Annotated in this window: 21 protein-coding genes and 1 pseudogene; 12 read left to right on the forward strand and 10 right to left on the reverse strand. The window is 68.3% G+C overall.

All coding sequences use genetic code 11. The annotated features are described in order from the left end of the window. Positions 1-111: 111 nt before the first annotated feature. The 3 genes from AB0J58_RS28125 to AB0J58_RS28135 are packed head-to-tail and all read right to left on the reverse strand — an operon-like array spanning position 112 to position 5,739. The gene (locus tag AB0J58_RS28125) at positions 112-621 is read right to left on the reverse strand and encodes a hypothetical protein (protein ID WP_364220947.1); all 510 of its coding nucleotides are present in this window, start codon (positions 619-621) and stop codon (positions 112-114) included. A 3-nt stretch (positions 622-624) separates the two neighbouring features. Further along, complete coding sequence (locus AB0J58_RS28130) at positions 625-4,620, reverse strand: DNRLRE domain-containing protein (RefSeq protein WP_364221039.1); 3,996 nt, start codon at positions 4,618-4,620, stop codon at positions 625-627. Between the two features lie 12 nt (positions 4,621-4,632). Further along, positions 4,633-5,739 (reverse strand): hypothetical protein, encoded by a 1,107-nt coding sequence (locus tag AB0J58_RS28135; protein ID WP_364220950.1) that lies wholly within the window; start codon positions 5,737-5,739, stop codon positions 4,633-4,635. 202 nt (positions 5,740-5,941) lie between these two features. Between AB0J58_RS28135 and AB0J58_RS28140 the strand changes: the two genes are divergently transcribed. From AB0J58_RS28140 to AB0J58_RS28160, 5 genes are all read left to right on the forward strand, one after another. Further along, positions 5,942-6,109 carry a hypothetical protein gene (locus AB0J58_RS28140; RefSeq protein WP_343978170.1) on the forward strand — a complete coding sequence of 56 codons (168 nt, stop codon included), beginning with the start codon at positions 5,942-5,944 and terminating at the stop codon, positions 6,107-6,109. A 373-nt stretch (positions 6,110-6,482) separates the two neighbouring features. Beyond that, positions 6,483-7,226, forward strand: coding sequence for a peptide deformylase (locus tag AB0J58_RS28145; RefSeq protein WP_364220953.1), 744 nt, complete (start codon positions 6,483-6,485; stop codon positions 7,224-7,226). Further along, on the forward strand, positions 7,201-7,419 hold the full coding sequence (locus AB0J58_RS28150) for a hypothetical protein (RefSeq protein WP_364220956.1): 219 nt from the start codon (positions 7,201-7,203) through the stop codon (positions 7,417-7,419). Before AB0J58_RS28145 ends, AB0J58_RS28150 begins: the two co-directional genes overlap by 26 nt. Positions 7,420-7,427: 8 nt before the next feature. Then, the gene (locus AB0J58_RS28155; protein ID WP_364221042.1) at positions 7,428-8,093 is read left to right on the forward strand and encodes a recombinase family protein; all 666 of its coding nucleotides are present in this window, start codon (positions 7,428-7,430) and stop codon (positions 8,091-8,093) included. Beyond that, a complete protein-coding gene (locus AB0J58_RS28160) occupies positions 8,090-8,878 on the forward strand; it encodes an endonuclease domain-containing protein (RefSeq protein ID WP_364220959.1) in 789 nt (262 codons plus the stop codon). The genes AB0J58_RS28155 and AB0J58_RS28160 overlap by 4 nt, the downstream gene beginning before the upstream one ends. 44 nt (positions 8,879-8,922) lie before the next feature. Here AB0J58_RS28160 and AB0J58_RS28165 read toward each other — a convergent pair. Then, a pseudogene (locus AB0J58_RS28165) lies at positions 8,923-9,160 on the reverse strand (sigma factor); the annotation flags it as partial. Continuing rightward, positions 9,160-9,546 (reverse strand): YciI family protein, encoded by a 387-nt coding sequence (locus tag AB0J58_RS28170; RefSeq protein WP_364220962.1) that lies wholly within the window; start codon positions 9,544-9,546, stop codon positions 9,160-9,162. The gene AB0J58_RS28170 and the pseudogene AB0J58_RS28165, both read right to left, overlap by 1 nt. Before the next feature lie 448 nt (positions 9,547-9,994). On the opposite strand from AB0J58_RS28170, the gene AB0J58_RS28175 reads away from it, so the two are divergent. Further along, the gene (locus AB0J58_RS28175; RefSeq protein WP_364220965.1) at positions 9,995-10,816 is read left to right on the forward strand and encodes a nitroreductase/quinone reductase family protein; all 822 of its coding nucleotides are present in this window, start codon (positions 9,995-9,997) and stop codon (positions 10,814-10,816) included. A 398-nt stretch (positions 10,817-11,214) separates the two neighbouring features. Here the strand turns inward: AB0J58_RS28175 and AB0J58_RS28180 are convergent, their stop codons facing one another. From AB0J58_RS28180 to AB0J58_RS28200, 5 genes are all read right to left on the reverse strand, one after another. After that, on the reverse strand, positions 11,215-11,799 hold the full coding sequence (locus AB0J58_RS28180; RefSeq protein WP_364220968.1) for a hypothetical protein: 585 nt from the start codon (positions 11,797-11,799) through the stop codon (positions 11,215-11,217). Then, positions 11,796-12,122, reverse strand: a complete 327-nt coding sequence (locus tag AB0J58_RS28185; protein ID WP_364220971.1) for a helix-turn-helix transcriptional regulator — start codon at positions 12,120-12,122, stop codon at positions 11,796-11,798. Before AB0J58_RS28185 ends, AB0J58_RS28180 begins: the two co-directional genes overlap by 4 nt. 213 nt (positions 12,123-12,335) lie before the next feature. After that, positions 12,336-13,487, reverse strand: a complete 1,152-nt coding sequence (locus AB0J58_RS28190) for a hypothetical protein (RefSeq protein WP_364220974.1) — start codon at positions 13,485-13,487, stop codon at positions 12,336-12,338. 59 nt (positions 13,488-13,546) lie between these two features. Further along, the gene (locus AB0J58_RS28195; protein ID WP_364220977.1) at positions 13,547-13,729 is read right to left on the reverse strand and encodes a hypothetical protein; all 183 of its coding nucleotides are present in this window, start codon (positions 13,727-13,729) and stop codon (positions 13,547-13,549) included. Positions 13,730-13,827: 98 nt separating this feature from the next. Then, positions 13,828-15,000, reverse strand: a complete 1,173-nt coding sequence (locus tag AB0J58_RS28200; RefSeq protein WP_364220980.1) for a DUF418 domain-containing protein — start codon at positions 14,998-15,000, stop codon at positions 13,828-13,830. An 84-nt stretch (positions 15,001-15,084) separates the two neighbouring features. Here AB0J58_RS28200 and AB0J58_RS28205 point away from each other — a divergent pair, with 84 nt between their 5' ends. The 6 genes from AB0J58_RS28205 to AB0J58_RS28230 all read left to right on the forward strand — a co-directional run bounded on the left by AB0J58_RS28205 (position 15,085) and on the right by AB0J58_RS28230 (position 20,932). Continuing rightward, on the forward strand, positions 15,085-15,693 hold the full coding sequence (locus AB0J58_RS28205) for a TetR-like C-terminal domain-containing protein (RefSeq protein ID WP_364220982.1): 609 nt from the start codon (positions 15,085-15,087) through the stop codon (positions 15,691-15,693). A gap of 37 nt (positions 15,694-15,730) precedes the next feature. After that, positions 15,731-16,675, forward strand: coding sequence for an RNA polymerase sigma factor SigJ (gene sigJ / locus AB0J58_RS28210; RefSeq protein ID WP_364220985.1), 945 nt, complete (start codon positions 15,731-15,733; stop codon positions 16,673-16,675). Positions 16,676-16,768: 93 nt separating this feature from the next. Further along, the gene (locus tag AB0J58_RS28215) at positions 16,769-17,965 is read left to right on the forward strand and encodes an FAD-dependent oxidoreductase (RefSeq protein WP_364220987.1); all 1,197 of its coding nucleotides are present in this window, start codon (positions 16,769-16,771) and stop codon (positions 17,963-17,965) included. 473 nt (positions 17,966-18,438) lie between these two features. Then, complete coding sequence (locus AB0J58_RS28220) at positions 18,439-19,611, forward strand: cytochrome P450 (RefSeq protein ID WP_364220990.1); 1,173 nt, start codon at positions 18,439-18,441, stop codon at positions 19,609-19,611. Further along, on the forward strand, positions 19,608-19,796 hold the full coding sequence (locus tag AB0J58_RS28225; RefSeq protein ID WP_364220993.1) for a ferredoxin: 189 nt from the start codon (positions 19,608-19,610) through the stop codon (positions 19,794-19,796). Before AB0J58_RS28220 ends, AB0J58_RS28225 begins: the two co-directional genes overlap by 4 nt. Next, positions 19,793-20,932, forward strand: coding sequence for an FAD-dependent oxidoreductase (locus AB0J58_RS28230; RefSeq protein WP_364220996.1), 1,140 nt, complete (start codon positions 19,793-19,795; stop codon positions 20,930-20,932). The genes AB0J58_RS28225 and AB0J58_RS28230 overlap by 4 nt, the downstream gene beginning before the upstream one ends. Positions 20,933-20,940: the final 8 nt, after the last annotated feature.

The raw sequence follows: 20,940 nt of genomic DNA on the forward strand, positions 1-20,940 counted from the left end.
GCGCCTGCTTTGCAGTGGCTGTGGCAGAACGTCATCGTCCCAGCGTGGAACGGTATCTCTGCGGCGGTCACAGGGAGAGAACATGTTCTCTCCCGCCACGCGGGCTAGCCCCTAGTCTTTCGGTTGGTCATTAAAGAAGACTGAAGACTGCTTTATCGGCTGAAAGCACAGGTCCTTCATAGGTTCGACACTGGTGAGTTTGGTGGCGAAGCGGTTGAAGAAGTTTTGGCCGTACAGGATCCGATCGCGATTGTAGAGACGGGTCAGCGCTTTGCCCGCCTCTCCGTTTTGTGTCTTCGGCATGGAGCACACCGAGAAATTTCGGTGGGTGTCATTATCGGCGTTCCGGGTTCCCGAAGATTGGAACGGGTATTCGTCGCACTCCTGAGCAGGCCAGGTGGCACCGGGCCACAGGCTGTCGCATCGTGCTTTGGCCCGGGCGTTGCTGTTCTTTGCCGACGGGTCGTCGATTCGCCACAGGTAATTGGATTTGGGGGGGCGCTGGGTGCCGTCCACCGCGCATCCGAGAATGGTTTTGGCCGAGTCCTTGGGATAGGTGTCGGCCGACTGGTAGCAGGCCTTCCAGTAGTGCTTGTAAGCGAGGTCGTAGTTGGCTCCCATCCGTCACTCGATCGACGGCAGCACCGGAAGCGTGCACCCGCCCGCCCGCTCCGCGATGTACCGGGCGGAATCGCAGGTGATCTGAGCCTTTTCCTCGATCGTGCCGTACTCGAAAAGGGGCAGGTGGAAGCTGCTGGTCATGTGCACGTACGGCTTGAACACGCAGGTGGCGATCTTCTCTGGGCTGTTGAGAGCGTGAGCCGGGTCGGAGCGGAATCGGAAGGTGGCGAGCTTGGACCACTTCCCGTCATCGGTTTCGTCTGCGGCCTCGATCCAGTCCTCAACGTCCATGGTCAGATGGTTCTTCTGGGTGGCGCCTTGGAAGGTGGTGACATCACGACATGCCGTCTGACCTCGCGAGGGAGCCATACCGATGGTGAGCGGGACATCGTCATTGGGGAAGAAATCGATGCCCGTCCAACTGCTGTGGCCGACGTACAGGTCGAACCACATATCGCGGGTGGTCGCCCCAGCGTCAAGGTCGGCCTTGCCGCTGAAGGTCTTGGCCACCAGCATGACCTTACCGGCCCATTCTTGATCCGCGTCGACGTCGATGCCGTCACCGTCGGAGCTGACCGTTCCGCTGAACACTGCGAGCGAATGGATCATGCAGCCACTGAAGCGGTTCTTCATCAGGCCGTAGGTGCGCGTGCGCCAGCCATGGTCTTCCCAGCAGGTCTCCGGGGAGATCCTGTCGTAGCGGCCGGCGGCGAGTGCCGTGGCACTTGACGGAGCCTTCTGCCCGACGGCTCCGAGCGGAGCCGTCGGGCTGCCGTCCATCAGCGCGAAGACTTCGTCGTCGATGAGATCACGGCCGTAGACCCAGACTTCGTCGATGCTGCCGTTCATGGCCGTGCCGAGCGTTAGCGGCCCGGAGGACTTCCAGGGAGTGAAGGTAAGCGTGTTGCTTCCGATCGGCCTGCCGTCCAGGTAGAGCGTGGCTGTGTTGGAGTCGCGCGTGTAAACGGCGGCAAGGTGGAACCACTCGTTGACTGGAGCCTTCACGCCGGAGAACACGCCCTCGACGCTAGGACTGGCGGTATCCGCGCTGGTAAAGGTGAAGATCAGGCCACGCTCAGGGTCGTTGCCCAGTTGGAAGGGAGCCTGGTTGGTGCCGCGCTGTTCAAGAGCGGTGTACGTGCCGTCCCTGTCCCACCTCAGCCATGCCGCCACAGTGAAGCTCTGGTCGGTGTTGATGACCGCCTGAGCGGTCTGTGCCAGCGGACCGGGGCTGGGCTGGGCAAGCTTGACCCTGATGAGCTGCCAGTCCGACCAGGGCGATGATGTCTCGCCGACGACTGCGCGAGCGCGCCAGCGTAGTTCCCACCCGTCTGCCAGTTCGCCGGCCGGGATGGTGACGTTCGCTTGCGTTCCCGATGTCACGTTATCTGCGGAGCCGGACCAGATCTGCCCTGTGCCCTGCCCGGGGACCGCCGGGTCGTGCTCGACCTCGAACTCGGCCCTGAGGGTTCCGCCGAGTGGGTCTGTGACCTGCGCCAGCAGGCTGGGGGTGAGCGAGGCGGTATGTAGCTTCCCGTCGATGAGCTGCGACGGATTGACCTGCAGGGCTCCTACTGTTGGCTGAGTGCCCGGATCGGGAACGTCAACCGTTACCTCCTGCCATGCCGACCATGGTGACGAGACCGAGGCGGCCGGGTTCACTGCGCGGGCGCGCCAGCGGATCTTCCAGCCGTCGACCAGCTTGCCCGCGGGAACGGTCACCACAGCCTGCTCGCCGGAGGTGACCTCGGGTGAGGTCCCGGTCCAGATCTGGCCGCTGCCCTGCCCGGCGGCGGCCGGGTCGTGCTCGACCTCGAACTGGCCGGTGAGGTTGCCGCCCGCGGAGTCGGCGACCGTCGCGGCGAGCTGCGGGGTGAGCGAGCTGGTCACGGTGACGCCGTCGGCCGTGTGCGCTGGTGTGATGGCCGGGGCGGAGACGGCCGGTTGCGAGGCCGGGCCGCTGGTGGTGATGGTCAGCTTGGGCGGCAGGTTGAAGTCGGTGTCCTCGGAGGAGGTGAACACCCGGTAGTTGTTGATGTTCGCCTCGCCGGGCGACTTGAGCACCAGGCCGTGGTTGGCGGCTCCAGCGGCCCAGTCCTGGGCGATGCCGGTGACGTTCCAGTCCATGCTGTCCGGGTAGGTGGCGCAGTCGGAGGTGACGCCCTTGAAGTTGGTGGAGGCGTCCTCAGTGGTGAGGGCGGGCTTGTTGGCCCAGTACAGGTTGTCCGGGTCCCAGGCGCCGGTGAGGCGGGCGACCTGGATGCCGTTAGCGAGCGCGGCGCCGCAGTTGTGGCTGTCGACGGTGTTCATCGACAGCGTGGCGGCGGTGACCGTGCTGCCTTGCAGGCCAGTGGTGTCGAACCGCAGGTGCACCCGGGCCTTAAGCACGTCTGTCATGGTGCCGGCAGCCATGTACTGGTTGTCTGGGTAGGCGGGCAGCTCGATCGTGTCGTTGGTGCTGACTTCGACGTCGGCGCCGAGCGGCAGCGTGACCGCCGAAGCCACCCGCACCGGGTAGATGGTGCCTGCGTCCGTCAGGAACGCCTGGTCCGGCTTGACTACCAGCTCCGTACCGCCGTCCTTGGTGACCACGTTCGTGCTGGCCTCGCCGCGCTTGGCTGACGCAGGCCGGCCCTTGCCGCTGCCGTCCCGCATGATCGGCTGTCCCGCTGCAGCGACCAGCTTCTTGTCCTTGCCCTTCAGCAGCAGCCGGCCGCCCTTGCCCTCGGTCAGGGTCAGACCGTCGTCGTCTACGCCGATCCGCAGCTGCAGCGGCTTGGACGGCCGCTGGCGCAGCACCACCTCATGCCGGAACCCGGTCGGCAACGCCGTCACCACCAAGTCGGCGCCCACGCCGGCGGCGTCGGTGTAGGTGGCCACGCTGCCCTTGACGGTCGGCTTGGGCAGCGGCGTCGGCCAGCGCAGCGCGTACGACTTGCCGTCGGTCGTCATCTTCACGAACGGGTCCGTGCCGCCCGCGGACAGCTCCACGACCGCGCCCTCGGCGAGGGTCTTGGTCCGCAGCTTGCCGCCCTGCTCGGTCAGAGTCGTGTCGATCGGCACCCAGGCGCTGCCCTGCCGGGCGCGTACCGGACCGGCCGCGACCTCGGTCTTGAACGTCTCCCCGTCTGGCTGGGCGTAGGTGACGCTGGTCGCGGTCGTCTCATCGGTGACCTCGACGGCGGACTTTTGCGCGACGGCCTGTCGCGAAGCAGCGATTCGAGCCGGCTGCGGGGTCTGCGCCTCGGGATGTGTGGTGGACTCACTGGCGACGACCGCATTGGTCAGGGCGGAGTTGCTTACTCCGGGAGTCCACGTGACTCCGTTGTTCACTGTGGCTGTGTGGTTGTTCCCCGAGACGTCAGCCGCGGTCGTCCCCGTTGCCTCGCTGAACGGCCAGCGTGCAGTGACCCCTTCCTCTGGGGAGGGCAACGGTACTTGCAAGTCGTCGGTTGATGTGGTGACGTCCTGGTCCGACGAGGACCGATAGGCCAAGTCTTCCTCGAAGGTGGCCGGGGCGGGCTCGGGCAGGGTGTTCGACACCCGGCCGCGCGCCGCCCACGCGTTGAGCTCGGTAATCGACGTGGGCCTGGTCTCATCCGGGCTCATCAGCAGCGCGCCGACCACCGGGGTGGGCGGGAGCTCGAAGTCCACGGTGAGGATGGGCGGGTGGAGTTGCCCCTTGCACTCCTCCAGCGGGGTGCTCCTGCAGCCGCCTGCCTCGTCGGTCCGGTAGCGGCGCCAGTTGGTGATGTCCGACTCGTTGCCGGCACTGAGCTGGACGCCGTAGTTGGAGGCACCGTCCGACCATGCCTGGACGATCTCGTCGATCGAGTAGACCAGGTCCCATTCCTTGCCTGCCCAGCTCGCGGCTCCGCTGGTGCAGTTGGGGCTGTAAGCGGCGCCCTCGGTGATCTGGCCCGTTGAGGTAACCGAAGGCTGGCTGTTCCACGTCATGGTCGCTTCGTCCCAGAGCGACGTGACCCGCCGGGTGGTGATCCCAGAGCCGACCTAGGTCCCGCAGTCGTTGGACAGGTGGTTCCACAGGATCAGGTCGGCATTCTGCACCTCGAGGCCGCGGAACTCGTCGGGTATGTCGGGGAACTTGATGTAGCTGCGCCAGCGCACGGTGCCGCTGTCGGACTTGCCGACCAGGATCCGGTCCAGGGTGAAGTTGTCCCAGCTGTCCTGGTAGTCGGCGTTGTTGACGAAGGTGTCCCAGCCCTGCTTGGGCAGACCGCCTGCGCCGGTGTGGGTCTCCCACCAGTCGGCTGCCACGGCCGCCATGGTCACGGGATAGGTGACCGCAGGGTCAGCCAGGAACACGGCATCTGGGGCGAACACCAGCGACTTACCGTCGTCATCGAAGCTGATCGCGGCTTTGCCGACCTTGCCTGCGTCGATGGGGGCGTAGGCGTCGGCGGCCGTGGCGTCCTGCAGGAGTGTCGGCCGCAGTTCGGTCAGCGTCTTGCCGTCCTTGCCCACGATGATGGGCCGGCCCTGCGCGTTCTTGCCGAAGGAGAGCCCGGCGGGCAGTGCCACCGGCATTTTGAAGCTGACCGGCCCGCTGGGCCGTTCGGTGATAACGATCTGCTGCCGGAAACCGGTCGCGGTCGCGGTCACCAGGAGGTCGCGGCCCTTGCCATAGGCGCCGGGGTAAGTGGCGGTGTTGCCCTCTAGCTGCGGCTCAGGCAGTGCCGAGGGTGTGCTGATCTTCGCCGTGGCGTCGTCCGCCGCTGCCGGGGCGCCGGTCACCTGGCTCTTGAGCAGGGTCTTGTCTCGGCCCGCGGACAGAACGAGGTCGCCGAGCGTGGCCTTGGGCTTGATGGCGCCGTCCGCCTTGACGAGGGTGGTGTCGATCGGCGTGAAACCCTTGCCGTCGGCGTTCCTCTTCCGGATCGGCTGGGCGCTGGACTCCATCCGGACCGTCTTGCCGTCCGGGTTGGCGTAGAACGTGGTGCTCTCCGAGCGCATCGACTCGACCTCGACGCGCCGGTTCTCCTTCTTGGCCTGCGCCAGTGCTTTTCCGGTCGGCGTCGTGGGGGCGCTCGGGAGTGACGTCGTGGGGGGTGCGGTGGGGGGTGGGGCGGGGCTCTGGGCGATCGCGGGCGCGCTCATCAGCGAGAGCGGCAGCGTCAGAGCCGCGACCAGGGCAGCGCGGCGGCATGTCCAGCGCGATAAGCCGGACGATGTGCGTGATGTGGTCACTCGTGCCTTTCATTTATAAAAGCGGCAAAACGGAGTGATCATGACATAGCGTAAGGTACCTGTAAAGATCTTTGTTAGCGGCAGGAAAACCACGTTCTGTGATCATTAAGCGGTGTACGCACAGCTGTGGCGCGATGACCTGCCAGACGACCCGATCGCGGATGCGCCGCATGTGGGGATCGGCCCGCGCATCCCGACCGTCAGCGGCCTGGTGCAATTGATCGCGGCCGCGACCGAGGTGGAGCCGGGCCGCGTCGACCAGTTGCCTGCCGAGAGCTGATTGACGTACGGTCACGGCCGACGCACTGCGGCACATCCACCTGGGCGCCCGGATGGACGAGGGCGTAGTGCGCTGGAGCGCCGATACCGAGCAGAAGAACCTGGAGCTGAGGTTGGCGCAGGTCACGATGGGCGACCGTCGCCCCTTGCGGGCACGTGGTTTTCGGTCTGGGCGTTCGGGATGAGTCGGGGGTCAGTACTGGCAGAGACCGTTGATTGAGTGATCTGTGTTCGCCTGTGCGGGCAGATCCATGGTCACTCTGTGTGGTCGCCAGCGGCGTAACGGCTCCAAGGGCTGCCAGCCGCCGCCGCGTGGCGTGTAGTGGCTTGAAAGGTGTAGCCGAGCATCTCGGCGACCCGCGCTCGAGCCGAAGGTGTGGGGCACCGAGACCTCCACCACCGCCGAGGCCGTCCCGCTGCACGACCCCATCACCCGTACCCAGCGCGCGGATGAGACGCTGTTCGCCTGGGGCACCGCCGATCCGCCGATGGGCGCCCGCTACCGGCTGGAATGGCGCTTCCGCGCCCGGCCCGGCGAGACGGACGCAGCGCCGAGCCTGCGCACCAGCAGCGACCGGATGAAGGCCGCCGGGATCGTCCAGGCCGGAGATGCCATCCTGGCCGCCGTCGCCGAGCCCTTCGACCTACCCGAGCAGGCCGAGGCGGCCAGCGAGGTGATCGACGCACTGTTCGCCGCTCTGCAACGGGTCCGCGAACACCACGTGTTCGGCAAGGGCATGGGCCTGGCCGCGCCGCAGATCGGCATCGGCCGGGCCGCCGCCATCGTCATCCCGCCCGACCCCGACGCCGACCCGGTCGTGCTGCTCAACCCCCGCATCACCGACGCCTGCGCCGAGACCGACGAGCAGTACGAGGGATGCCTGTCCTTCTTCGACGTGCGCGGCATGGTCCCCCGCCCGCTCACCCTGGAGGTCGAGCACACCACCCTGGACGGGCAGAGAAAGATCACCGCGTTCCCGTACGGGCTGGCCCGCCTGGTCGCCCACGAGATCGACCACCTCGCCGGCCGGCTGTACACCAGCCGCATGCGAGAGGGCGTCACGCCCATCCCGGTGGAGGAGTATCGCGGCATTGGCCAGCCCTGGAGACACCCCTGACGACGAACGAAAGCGGCGCGCGGCCGGGCCGCAACCCGCGATCGAAGACCTCCCGCAGCTTCAGAAAACCTCGTTTTCTGAAGATCTTGAAAACGGGCTGCCGGAGGCCTCCCAAGCCTTCAAAAACTCCTTCAACAACCCGGGCGGTTCAACAACCTCCGAACACCGTTTGTTGAGAGAATGGCCGGCGTGACCGACGCCCTGCAGCTCCCCGCCGACCCGCTGGCCGCCTTCCCCGCCCACCGCAGCGAGATCCGCATCGGCTACGCCCGCGTCTCCACCGCCGGGCAGAACCTCGAGCGCCAGCTGGACGCGCTCAAGACGGCGGGCTGCCGGCGCGTGTTCGCCGACAAGAAGTCCGGCAAGACCGCCGACCGGCCCGAGCTCGCCGCCTGCCACGCCTTCCTGACCGAGGGCGACACCCTCGTCGTCCCGAGCCTGGATCGCTACGGCCGCTCCCTGGCCGACCTCATCACCATGGTCGGCGAGCTGCGCAAGCGCGAGATCGGCTTCACCTCGCTGCACGAGAACCTCGACACCACCACCCCCGGCGGCCGGCTCATCTTCCACGTCTTCGCCGCCCTGGCCGAGTTCATCCGCGAACTCATCGTCGCCGGCACCCGCGACGGCCTGGCCGCCGCCAGGGCCCGCGGCCGCACCGGCGGACGCCCCACCGTCATCACCCCCGAACTCCTGCGCGCCGCCCGCGACATGCTGCCCAACCCCGCCAACTCGATCACCTCGATCGCCAAGCTGCTCGGCGTCTCCCCGGGCACCCTGTACAACCACATCCCCGACCTGCAACAGCTCCGCACCGGCAGGACCGCAGGTGCTCACGAACTCCCCGCCTCGCAGATAACCTCATGATCGCCTGGCTGGGGCCCGCCGACTTCCCCGAGCACCGTCGCGACGCGCTCCTGCACCGGCTGGCCTGGGTGGCCGACACCGACGAGCCCGCGGCCCTGGCAGCGCTGGCCTCCGCCAGGGCCGCTCAGCCCTGCCGCCTCCTCACCGGATCCGTCGCGCTCACCCCTCCGATCGCCGTGCTCGGCGACGACGGCCGCTACCACCTGCGTCATGGCACGCGATACCTTTGCGCCCGAGCGTGGCGAGGACGGAAGAAGCCGCCGCCCCCAGCCCTGCCGCACGAGCAATGGTGCAAGTGGTGGAGCGCGGACGGACACCACTATCGGGTCAACCCGCCCACCGGCACCCGGCCAGAGGAGGGCCACCCGGGAAGCGGGACGGTACGCTGGGCGGTGCTCGCCCTCGACTCCGAGCTCGCCCTCGACTCCGAGACCGCCCCCGCGCTCGTCAGGCGACGCGAGCGCTGCCCGGTCGACCAAGACAGCGCACGGTGGCCTCCGTTCCAGGGGCCGGTCCTCGGCCCGATCATCAGAGCGCTGATCGCGGCCCTGGGCCCGGCCTGCCACACATGCCACAGCACGCTCGGTGTGTTCGTCGACCACGACCCCGCCAGCTTCCAGGTCCGCGGCCTGCTATGCCGGCACTGCAACACCTGGCTGGAGACCTGCCCCCACCCCACCGGCTGCGCCTGGGGCGACTACCTCAACGACCCGCCGGCCGCTCACCTCGGCCTGACCTACCCGCGAGCTGCGATCAGCCGCAAACCCCGGCGATCCGGCGCGTGAGGCGCTCGGCATCGGCCTCCGGTCCGCTCCTCCCCGGAGGCCTATCGGTCCTGGAGGGCGGCCCGGCGGCGGATCGCGTCGATCGCCCGCCGCCGGGCCGTGGCCATCAGCCAGCCCGGCCGGATTGGCCGGACAGGCGTGCGGCCACGACACCAGCGCCTCGGCCACCGCCTCCTGGGCCGCGTCCTCGGCCAGCCCGAAATCGCCGGTGAAGCGGGTCAGCGCGGCGACGATCCGGGCCGACTCGATCCGCCAGACGGCCTCAACGTCGGCTCTGCCCATCAGATCCGGCCGTCGTTCTCGCCGCCCTGCGGGACCTCGTCGGCCTCGGCCACCCGCCGTACCTCGATCTTGGACCCGCGGACCGCCGGGACCCGCTTGGCCCACTCGACCGCCTCCTGCTTCGTGGCGACATCGAGCAGGAAGTAGCCACCGAACAGTTCCCTGGTCTCACCGTAGGGCCCGTCCGTGACCACCGGCGCCTCGCCTGCGAAGTCAACCACGACGCCCTGACCCGGATCGTCCAGCCCTTCGGCCGCGACGAGGACCCCGGCCTTCATCATGTCCTCGATGAACCGGCCGGTCGCGGCCATCGCCTCGTCGATCGAAGCCATCATGGCCGCGTTCGTCTCATCGGTGCCCCGCATGATCAGCATGTACTTCGACATCGTGTTCTCCTCGTCCGGCGGGGCCGCCCCTCGGCCCTCACTCCCTCACGTCGAACGAGCGGCCCGCCGATCGACACGACCCCGGAGAAATCTCTCACAGCGACATCGCAACGGCTAATCACCGATCGATCACCTTCGCGCCGGACTCCACCATGCCCGCCTCCACTTGCCTGATGTGCCTTAACGACCTTCATACGATTGACCAGCAGGTTCGCTTAACAACCCCAGATAACCGGCAGCGCGTTCCTAGGCGCTTACGTTTACTGTACGGGGTGCCACTTTGCGGAAAAATCTTGATGAAGTAGCCTGGTCCGCGTGACTGCCGGGTCGGCCTTGGGCCACGAACCAGAGAGCAGCCCGGCTGACGCTTGATCGCCGGGCGGGCCCGCGGCCCGCCGCCTTCTTCTCCATTTCAGTACGGCACAGTGGAAACCACCAATGGAGAAGAATGGATTTCAACAAGCAGGTCATCGACGAGTTCCGCGCCAACAACGGCCAGGTCGGTGGCTATTTCGAGGGAGCGCGACTGCTCCTGCTCACCACCACGGGCGCCCGCTCGGGCAAGCCGCACACGACCCCGCTCGGCTACCTGCCCGACGGCGGCGAGCGCATGCTGGTCATCGCCTCGGCCGGGGGAGCGCCGAACAACCCGGCCTGGTACCACAACCTGAAGGCCGACCCGCGCGCCACCGTGGAGACCGGCGTCTTCGTCCTCGATGTCGAGGCGGAGGTCCTGGAGGGCGCCGAGCGTGACGCGGCGTTCGCCCGCGCGGTGGAAGGCGACCCTGGCTGGGCCGACTACCAGGCCAAGACGACGCGTACCATCCCGGTCGTCGCACTTCGCGTGATCGGCCCGCCCCGGGTCGGCGCACTGTCGGGCGGTGCGTACCTCAAGCTGGTGCACGACGGTTTCCGACGTGAACTCGCGCTGATTCGCAAGGAGCTGTCCGGTTCGGGACGGCCAGGCCTGGGCGTGCAGCTTCGGATCAACTGCCTGACCGTCTGCCAGGGGCTGCACAATCACCACACGGGCGAGGACACCATGATGTTCCCCGGCCTGGCCGAGCGGCATCCCTCGCTCGCTCCGGCCTTGGAGCGGCTGGCCAGGGAGCACGAGCGCATCGCCGTACTCCTGGAAGAGCTGAAGCAGGCCCTTTCCGGTGCGGATCCGCTGAAGGTGCGGGCCGAGATCGAGCGGCTCGTCGACGAGCTCGAGGCGCACCTGACGTATGAGGAGGAGCAGCTGATCCCGATTCTCGATCTCGTTTGAAGTCCGAGGAACGCCGACGAGCAGGGAACCGGGAAACGATCTGCTCTGCCCTCCTGAACATCCGGCTCAGCCGTACTCGTGAACACCCCACCAGAGGCGGTTGACGAGATCCCGCCCGATCGGGCGGGATCTCGTCGTTCTCCGTGACAGGCCGTGCTGTCGGCGAGCGGTCCTGGCGTGGTGGCCACCTCGAACCTGGGGAACGGCCGGCCTTCACACGGGAAGCGATCTTCAAGGACCCGTGTTCTCCAAGCTCGACCGCGCTCGTGAACTCCCCACAGGTCAGAGGCCGCTTCAGGTCGGTCGGGAACGGCCTTCCGCGTCGCTGAGCGACTACCTGCTGCATGGAAGCGGTTGTGATAGAAGGCGGCGTTGAGCGTTTTACTGGCATTGTCGTTTTATTCTTCAGGCATCGTCCTGTTCGGGGGTGTATGCCTTTCTGTCAGGGCGGGCCTCTGGGGAATTGGGACGTAAGAGGTGCCATCGGGGTGGAACTCGTGTCTGGCGAGCCATGAGCGCCTCAGAAGGGCTTTGAACGGCCGAAGGAGCAGATAGGTAGCTCCAAGAAACACCAGCGAGGCCGAGAACGACGTAAAGATCATGTTCGACATAAACGACCGGAGAAACATCGAGTACGGGCCCCAGAAGAGCACGACGAAGAACACATGCCGCTCAAAGAAGAACCGGCCTTGGATATCGTCTCTGGCCCACCAGCGATACTTCCAGGGCACCTGGCTGCCCATCAGACGGTAGAGAAACCAGTGCCCTACCGGCGGGTGCTCGCGCAGGCGCAGCATGAGCCCGCCGCGGAGCACATCCAGGCCGTCGCGCAAGGTCGGGCTGCTCTGCCCCGGCTCGGCCAGATCCAGCAGGGTGCCCAGGAGTTCGGTGCCGCGGAACTCCCGGAAACGGGGCGGGTAGGCCAGGCGCATCAGCAACCGGCAGCGACGCTCGTAGGCGGAGGCGGCGTCGGAGGTCGTCACATCCCCATCCGGGGCTGGAGGCTCAGGCGGCGCTGAGCGGTGGCGGCCAGGCGCGTCAGGCGGGCGGTCTCCTCGGCCAGCACCTGGCGACCGTGGCCGGTGAGGTCGTAGTAACGGCGATGACGGCCGGAAACCACCTCCTCCTTGACCACGACCACCAGTCCGTCGCCCGCCAGCCGATCCAGGGCGCCGTAGAGGGTGCCGGCGCCGAGGCGTACCCGCTCTTCGGACAGTTCCCGCACTGCTTTGATCACCCCGTATCCATGGAGCGGGCCTTGGGAGAGGGCCAGCAGGATCAGGTAGCTCTGCTCGCGTAGCGCCATAACCGATATATACCGTCATTCGTACTATTGGTTCAAGCTGAGCATGGGCTCAGAGTTTCTTTCCTGTTTTCAACCGACAGACGTACGGGCGCGCCGGCTTCGCCCTGCCGCGGCAGTGGATCCTGCTTTCCTGAGCACGCACTGTCACCACCGCATTCGCGCCAGAGCCGAAAACCGTACGGTGCCTTCTGCGGAAGCCGTCTCCGCTGTGCGTCAGTCCCGCAGCCGCTCGACGGTGATCACTCGGGCGGCCTCCGCCTGGGTCGCCGCGCGGACCTCGACGAAGTCGTTCTCGTTGCGCAGAATGGTGACGATCCCGGTGAGCAATGTGTTCCGGCGGATCCGGTCACGGGCGATGACCTGCCGGTCGACCGACAGCACATCGGCATAGGCGTTCTCATCCTTGGCCCACGCCCATGCGCGGCCACTGAACCCGGGATCGGGGCCGATCAGAACAGTACGCACGCTGGAGGCCCCCAACCGAAGCGTGGGTGCGCCGTGCGGATTCAACTCCCTGCCGATGCGCATGCTCACGCGCAACTGCGCGGCGTACTCCTCAAGCTGTGACTGCGACCAGGAGTCGATGTTCCTGGGCAGGTTGCCGAGCATGTCGATACGCAGGTCGCCCAGCGTCTCCTCAAGACGCTGGGCGAAGTCGAGCGTCTCCTGAGGGACGATGAAACGGCCCGCGACTTCGCGGCTCGGGACGCGCTCCATGCGGCGCGTGGGAGGGGACGGCCGGATCACCGGGAACGAGGGCTCAGGCGGCGGGCGCAGCGCGGGCCACTGCTCGGGCCGCGGTAGGACGGAGCCCGGCTCCAGCGGAAGGGTTTCGCGCATCCTGGCGGCGGCCTGTCCGCCCGCCTCCGTTTCCGCGCGCAGAGCCGGGCCGGCGGCATCGGCCAGCGGCCAGAACCGCAGCAGCCATGCCTCCTCGACGGCTTCGGTGGTGGTCTCGTCGTAGTCGGCGGGCCGGGTGTGGACGGGGCCGGCGTAGGCGCGCAGGCCGTAGGCGAAGAACGGCGGGCCCAGCAGCAGCATCTGCCCGGAAGGGCTGTGCATGAGGCCACGCAGTTGCACGATGCCGCCCGGGCTCAGGTAGACGACCTGCCCGGCCTCGGCCCAGGGCTCGCCAGGTGCCGGAGGCTCAGCGTCCCAGACTTCCATTCGCACGTGTGCCCTCCACGCCCAGGACTGGCTTTTGATGCCGACCTGCCCCAAGGCGATCCGGTCGGGCTCGGCCAGTAGCGCGCCGGCCTCGGTCTCCGGTTCGGCATCCTGGCCGAGGCCGGATCCATCGAACAAACCGAAGCGGCCGTAGGAGATCGGCACCTCGTCCTCGACACTGCGGATCAGTTCGGCCATCCGGTCCCTCCATCGCGATCATCGCTTGCGAGCGGAGACCTTAGCGGCCACAGGCGACATTACGGACTTGCCGTCTCCCCGTACAGGAAGAACGTCTCGCCCGTGCCGTCCCCGGCGACTGTCTCAAGGGCTTCACCGGACTCCGATCTCACCACTTCGATGGGATCGGTACAGGAGACGTCGACGCCGAACGGCCATGTCAGCAACTCGGCGGCCGCCGGAGTGCGGTGGATGAAGCTCAAAGGCCGCTTCCGAGAGATCGGGGGCGGTCTTTCGTGGTGCCGGTGTCACCTCGGCCGGCTGCGGGCGGCCGGGGCGGGGCGCTCGACGTGCGGGTGAGTCATCGACGCCCGTAGGTGAGGCGCCGCAGCGCGGTCTCGGCCGGGCCCCTTCGCCCGCCGGACGCCGGCAGCGCGGCGAGCACCACGGTGGTCAGCCAGGTCACTACGGCTACGCCGGACGCCGCAGCGTCACCGACATGCGTGCCGAGCCCTCCAGCGTACGGCGCGAACACCGCCACGAAGATCACCGACTGGAGGAGGTAGCAGGTCAGCGACCACTGACCGCACGCGGCGAGAGCTCTGACGACCGGGCCGGGATGGCCGCGCCCCATCCGGTCGGCGAGGAGCCCGACGATCGCCGCGTACGCGAGCCCGCCGGCGATGCCCGTCACGCTGTGCAGCGTGTACATCGATACGGCGATCGTGTCCGACGGCGTCCAGATCCGGGTGTCGATCAGCATCAACGGCGCTCCGCCGACGACGGCCAGCCCGAGACCCGTGGCGGCGACCCGGGAGAGCAGGTTCCGGTGCGACGCGGGGTCCTCCAGTACGCGGCGCCGGGCCGCCCAGATCCCGAACAGGAAGGCCGGCGCCACGCTGGCGGCGAAGTACGTGGGCGTCATTCCGGACCATCCGATGAGCCGCATCACGGTCGCTTCGATCGGGTCCGCCAGGGCGGCGGGCGTGTCGCCCTTCGGCGCGGAGACGGTGAGCAGTCCGAAGCCGACCAGCACCACGACGTGCGACACCAGTCCGACGGCGGCGGCCCGCAGCACGGCCCTGTCCTCGCGCCGGACGAAACCGACGAGCATGAGCCCCACCAGCCCGTACGCCCCGAGGATGTCACCGAAGAACAGCAGCAGCGCGTGGCAGAACCCGAACGCCAGCAGCCACAGGTTCCGGCGGCGCAGCACCTTGCGCACCTGCGGCCAGCTCCGGCCCGTGGCGAGCTGCCGGTCGGCGAGCTGCACCAGGCCGTAACCGAACAGGGCGGCGAACATGGGCAGCGCCCGTCCGTCCACCAGCAGGATCTGCACCCCGGCGACCAGCCGGTCTGGGGCGTCGCCGTCGAGTGCGTAGCCGCGGAAGCCCGTCTCGTGGCCTGACAGGTACATGTGCGCGTGTGCCAACGCGATGAGCAGCAGCATCAGTCCGCGCGCGAGATCGGGCGCGAGCGCGCGCTGGACGATGGGGGTGGCCCCGTGAACGGGAGCCGGTGGGGCGACGGACATGGTTGTCCCCTCGGAATTAGATACATAGTTGTAGCTAATCCTCAAGATAAGCTACATGGTTGTAGCTAATCAAGGGGAGTGGCGATGAGTGACCACAACGCCCGTACGCGTCGGCGCGGCGGAGAGCTGATCAAGGCCATCCACGACGCCGTACTGGAAGAGGTGCTGGAGGTCGGTGCGGGGCGGCTGACCATGGACGGCATCGCCCGGCGCGCGGCCACGCCCCGCACCACCCTCTACCGTCGCTGGTCGGATCCGATCGAGGTACTCCTCGACGCGCTCTACCACCAGCACCCGGTCGAGGAGCCGACCCCGGGGGCCGACGACCTGCGCGGCGACCTGATCCGCGCCCTGCGTCTCATGGTCGAGTGGGCACTCAGCCCGGCGGGTCGCGCCGTCGCGGCCATCCTCACCGACCCGAGGAGCGCCGCGCTGATGTCCGAGGCCCTGTTCGAACGGGTCTTCGCCAACCGGGGCGGCACGTTCACCCGCACCGTGCTGCAGCACTACGCCGACCGGGGCCGCTTCCCGGCCGAACTGCTCACTCCGGTCGTGGCCGACATCGGCGAGGCCCTCGTCACCAAGCACCTGATCGACGCCGGAGCACCGCCCACCGACGAGGAGCTGGCGGCGATCGTCGACCAGGCGATCCTGCCCGCGATCGGGCTCGGCCCGCGAGCACCGCGAGCGTGAACTCAGAGAACGGCGCTCTCCCGCTTAGGATCGGGCCATGGCCTTGACCGCGGACGACGTCGACCGGTTCGAGGCATCCAGGCCGCGCCTGGAGGCCATCGCCTACCGCCTCCTCGGCTCCGCAGGGGAGGCCGAGGACGCCGTGCAGGAGACGTTCCTGCGCTGGCAGGCCGCCGACGCCGACCGCATCGAGGTCCTTGAGGCCTGGCTGACGAAGGTTCTCACCAACCTGTGCCTCAACCAGCTCACCTCCGCGCGGGCGCGCCGCGAGACCTATGTGGGGCAATGGCTTCCCGAGCCGCTGCTCGCCGGGGATCCGATGCTCGGCCCGGCCGAGACCGCCGAGCAGCGCGAATCGGTCTCGTACGCGGTCCTCACCCTCATGGAGCGCCTCTACCCCAACGAGCGGGCGGTTTACGTACTGCGGGAGGCCTTCGGCCACTCACACCGGGAGATCGCCGAGATCCTCGACATCACCGAGGCCGCCAGCCAGCAGATCTTCCACCGCGCCAAGAAGCACGTCGCGGAGGGCAAGGCCCGAACCGGGATCGACGAGGCCGCCGCCCGGCGGATCGCCGAGGAGTTCCTGGCGGCCGCCACCAGTGGCCAGACCGAGCCGCTCGTGCGCCTGCTCACCAAGGACGCCGTCGCGATCGGCGACGGCGGCGGGAAGGTCCCGGCCCGCGCCAAGGCGTTCGAGGGCGCCGTCGCGGTCGCGAAGTTCCTGTGGGGCCTGTTCAAACCCGGCAAGGCCAAGCGTGCCATGGTCGGCGGCACGGCCGAGGTCTACGCCTGGACCGCCAACGGCGACCCCGCCGTTGTGGCCGTCGTGGACGGCCGGGTCATCGGCGTCATGTGCCTGGAGGTCACCGCCGAGGGCATCTCCGCGTTCCGCAACCAGGTCAACCCCGACAAGCTCGAACGCGCGACCGCGCGCTGGGCGGCCGCCGACCACGGGGAGCCGCTGTTCAACGCTTTCTAAGTGCGATGTGAGGTGCTTCACATCGCGTTCCTGTCAGGAAACGGCGGGCCGTCCGGTTCAAGGGGCAAAGCCTCGCAAGATGGGAGCAAGGGAATGCAGCACCGCATCATCGTCCTCGGAGCTGGATACGCCGGAGCCATCGCCGCCGGCCGCCTCGCCAGGCGGCTCCGCCGCGAGGAGGTCGTCATCACCCTCGTCAACGCCGAGCCCGACTTCGTCGAACGCGTCCGCATGCACCAGCTGGCGGCCGGTCAGGACCTCAAGTCCCGGCCGTTCAGCGAGATGTTCGCGGGCACCGGTGTCGAACTGAGGGTCGCGGAGGTCACCGGCGTCGACGTCGACGGCAAGACCGTCGCCGTCGTCGACGCGAACGGCACCGAAGAACTCGCCTACGACACGCTCGTCTACGCCCTCGGCAGCGGCTGGAACGCCCAAGGAGTCCCCGGGAGTGCCGAGCACGCCTATCAGATCGCCGGCCGCCCCGGAGCACTCCGGCTGCGCGAGCGCCTGGCCCGCCTCGACGCCGGGCAGACCGTGCTCGTCGTCGGCGGCGGTCTCACCGGCCTGGAGGCCGCGACCGAGATCGCCGAGGCCCGCCCGGACCTCGACGTCGCCCTCGCCGTCCGCGGCGACCTCGGGGACCGGCTCTCGGCCAAGGGCCGCGAGCACCTGCGGAAGGTCTTCGACAAGCTCGGGATCACCGTGCACGAGCACATCGCCGTCACCGGCGTGGAAGCCGAGCGTGTCACCACCGCCGACGGCAAGGCCATTCCGGCCGCGGTCACCGTGTGGACCGCCGGCTTCGCGGTCCACCCGATCGCGAAGGTGACCGCCCTGGAAGTCACCGGCACCGGCCAGATCGTGGTCGACGAGACCATGCGCTCGGTCTCGCACCCGGATGTGTACGCCATCGGCGACGCGGCCATGGTGATGGGCCCCGGGGACAAGCCGCTGCGGATGTCGTGCGCCTCGGGAATCCCGACCGCGTGGCAAGCCGTCGGCGCGATCGCGGCGCGCCTGACCGGCGGGAGGCTCCCGAGCGTGCCGATCCGCTATCTCAACCAGTGCATCTCACTGGGCCGCCAGGAGGGCTTGATCCAGTACGTCACCGCCGACGACCGCGCCGTGCAGATGGTCCTGACCGGGCGGCTCGCCGCCGTCTACAAGGAGCTGGTCTGCAAGGGCGCCGCCTGGGGCGTCGCCAACCCGACGTTCGGGCTGCCGGCTCGGCGCCGCCGCGTCACGCGGGAGTGGGCCGCGGCGGGCTCGGCCGTCAAGACGCCGGCGTAGAGCACGAAGCGAAGAAGACGGCGAGCACTCCAACGACCTCGCCCTCGCACAACTCCGGGAAGCGATCTTCCTGATTCCTGCCGCGCCCCAGGCCGGCCCTGCTCGTGAACACCCCACAAGACGAAAGACCCGGTTCCACATCATGGAACCGGGTCTTTTCGCTGTTCAGCTGCTATGAGGTCAAATGGTGGTGAACCGTGTTGGTCCTCCAGCTCCGGAGGAGCCCCACTGGACCTCATGGACCCCGGGGTCATCCGCCGCGAGTCATACGCGACACCGGTCTCGACGTCGGCCAGTTCCGGATCACCCTGCAGCACATGGTGGTCGTATCCAGCGAGAAGGTCACTCGGCTTCATCGCTGTCGCGCTCCTTTTCATGCCGGCCTGCCGGACACAAACACATGAATGGCATGCATGTGGCAGCATGTAAAACATTCACTTGCTCAATGTTAGGTCAGGCACTTCACTGAGGGCATGACCACCCCGCCTACCTCCGACGTCGATCTCTTCGCCGACGAGGTCGTGCTCGACCCGTACCCCGTCTACGCCGAACTGCGGGAGCAGGGCCCTGTCGTCCACCTCCGGAAGAACGATGTCTACGCGCTGACGCGGTACGCCGTCATCCGTGACGCACTCCCGGACTGGGAGTCGTTCTCCTCGACCTCGATCGCGTTCAATCCGATGGCCAACGAGGCGCTCACCGGCACCTCGCTCGCGTCCGATCCGCCGGTGCACACCCAGCTGCGCGCCGCGCTCACCGAGAACCTTTCACCGCGTGCGCTGCGCGGGCTCAAGGGCCGGATCGAGGCGAAGGCGGACGTACTCGTCGCCGAGCTCGTCGAGAAGGGCTCCTTCGAGGCCATCGACTCCCTCGCTCGGGCCTTTCCGCTGGAGGTCGTCGCGGACCTGATCGGCTTCACGGGCCACGTGCGCGACAACATGCTGCGCTGGGGACAGGCCGCCATGCAGGTCATCGGTCCGATGAACCAGCGCACGGCCGAGAGCTTCCCGATCGCCGGCGAGCTCTACGCATGGTGCTCCCAGGTCAAAGCCTCCGACCTGGTCGAAGGGTCCGTGGGCCGCGGCATCTTCGACGCCGAGGCACGTGGCGCCATTCCGCCGGACACGGCCGGCCACATCATCCACCAGTACCTCGGCGCCGGCGTCGACACCACCGTGGCGGCGATCGGCAACATCGTCGCCCTCTTCGCCTCGCACCCCGATCAGCTCGATCTGGTCCGCGAGAACCCGTCACTGGTACCGGGGGCGTTCAACGAGGTGCTGCGCTTCTGGCCTCCCGTCAATGCCTGGGGCCGGCGCGCCACCTCCGACGTCGACATCGACGGGACCGTCATCCCGGCAGGCGCGCAGGTCGCGGTCCTGCTCGGCGCCGGCAACCGCGACCCCCGGCACTACGAGAACCCGGACGCCTTCCTCGTCGAGCGCAATCCGGTCGACCATCTGTCGTTCGGCTACGGCCCGCACGGCTGCGCGGGCCAGGGACTCGCGCGCCTGGAGGCTCACGCTGTGATCGAAGCGCTCTCCCGGCGCGTCAAGCGCCTCGTCGTCGGGCCCGAGGTCCGTGTCCCCAGCAACATCACCCGGAGCATCGAGGAGCTTCCCGTCCTGGAGGTGATCCCCGCATGAGGATCGTTCTTGACCGCCCCCGCTGTGAGGGCCACGGCCTGTGCGAGGAGGCCGCCCCGCGGCTCATGCACCTCGACGATGACGGCGAGCTCGTGCTGGACCGCGAGGAGCTCGGCGAAGCCGACGCCGGCCTGGCGAACGCCGCTGTCCGGGTGTGCCCGGTCGCGGCGCTGAGGATCGCGTGAGCGGGGGCAGGACGGACCGCGTCGTCGTCGTCGGCAACGGGATCGCCGGGCTGACCGCGGCCGACGCGCTCCGCGAGGCGGGCTTCGACGGCGAGCTGACCATCGTCGGCGACGAGCCGCACCCGGCGTACAGCCGCCCGGCCCTGTCGAAGGCGCTGCTGCTCGACGGCGACATGTCCTCGCACGAGCTTCCACCGACCGGTCACGCGGCGACCGAACTGCTGGGCGTACCCGCGACCGCGCTCGACCTCGACCGTCGGCTCGTCACCCTCGGCGACGGCACGGTTCTGCCGTACGACCGCGTCGTCCTGGCCACCGGCTCCCGGGCACGGCGGTTGTCCGGCCTCTCCGAGGAACTCACCCTGCGCGGACTCGACGACGCGCTGTCCCTGCGCGGTCGGCTGGCGGCCAGGCCGTCGGTCGTCGTGGTGGGCGGAGGCCCGCTCGGAATGGAGATCGCCTCGGGGTGCCTGGCCGCCGGCTGCCAGGTCACCCTCGTCTCCCAGAGCGTGCCACTGATCGTCCAGCTCGGTCCGTACCTCGCCGACGTCTTCGTCAAGGCCGCGCTGGACCAGGGGCTCACCATCGTCGAGACCGGGTCGGCACGGCTCGAACGGGGTGCGGGAAGTGCTCGGGTCGTCCTTGCCGAGGGCACGGTCCTCGAGGCAGAGATGATCATGACCGCCGTCGGCGACGTACCCAACACGGAATGGCTCGCGGACACGGGACTTGTGGCGAAGGGCGCCGTCCCGGTCGACTCGCGCGGGCTGGTCCGGCCCGACGTCGCGGCCGTCGGTGACCTCGCGGCCTTCCCCACTCCATACGGCCTGCGCCGCGTCCCCCTGTGGAGCAGTGCGATCGAGCAGGCGAAGGCCGCAGCCAGGGCACTTGTCCGCGGCGACGACGCGCCGCCGCTCCGGTTCCAGCCGTACTTCTGGACCGAGCAGTTCGGGCTGAGCCTCAAGGCGGTGGGCTATCTGCCGCTGGAGGGGGAACCGGCGTACGTCGACGGAGAACCCGGTGGCGGACCGGCGTTGATGCGCTGGTCACACGATGACGGGACCGGTGTGGCCGCGGCGCTCAACTACCGGGTCCCGATTCCCCGGCTGCGTCGTATGAGCCGGGCAGCCGCGTAAGGTTCCTC

Origin of the sequence: Streptosporangium sp. NPDC049644, assembly GCF_040675205.1 — a bacterium.
Taxonomy (GTDB): domain Bacteria; phylum Actinomycetota; class Actinomycetes; order Streptosporangiales; family Streptosporangiaceae; genus Streptosporangium; species Streptosporangium fukuiense.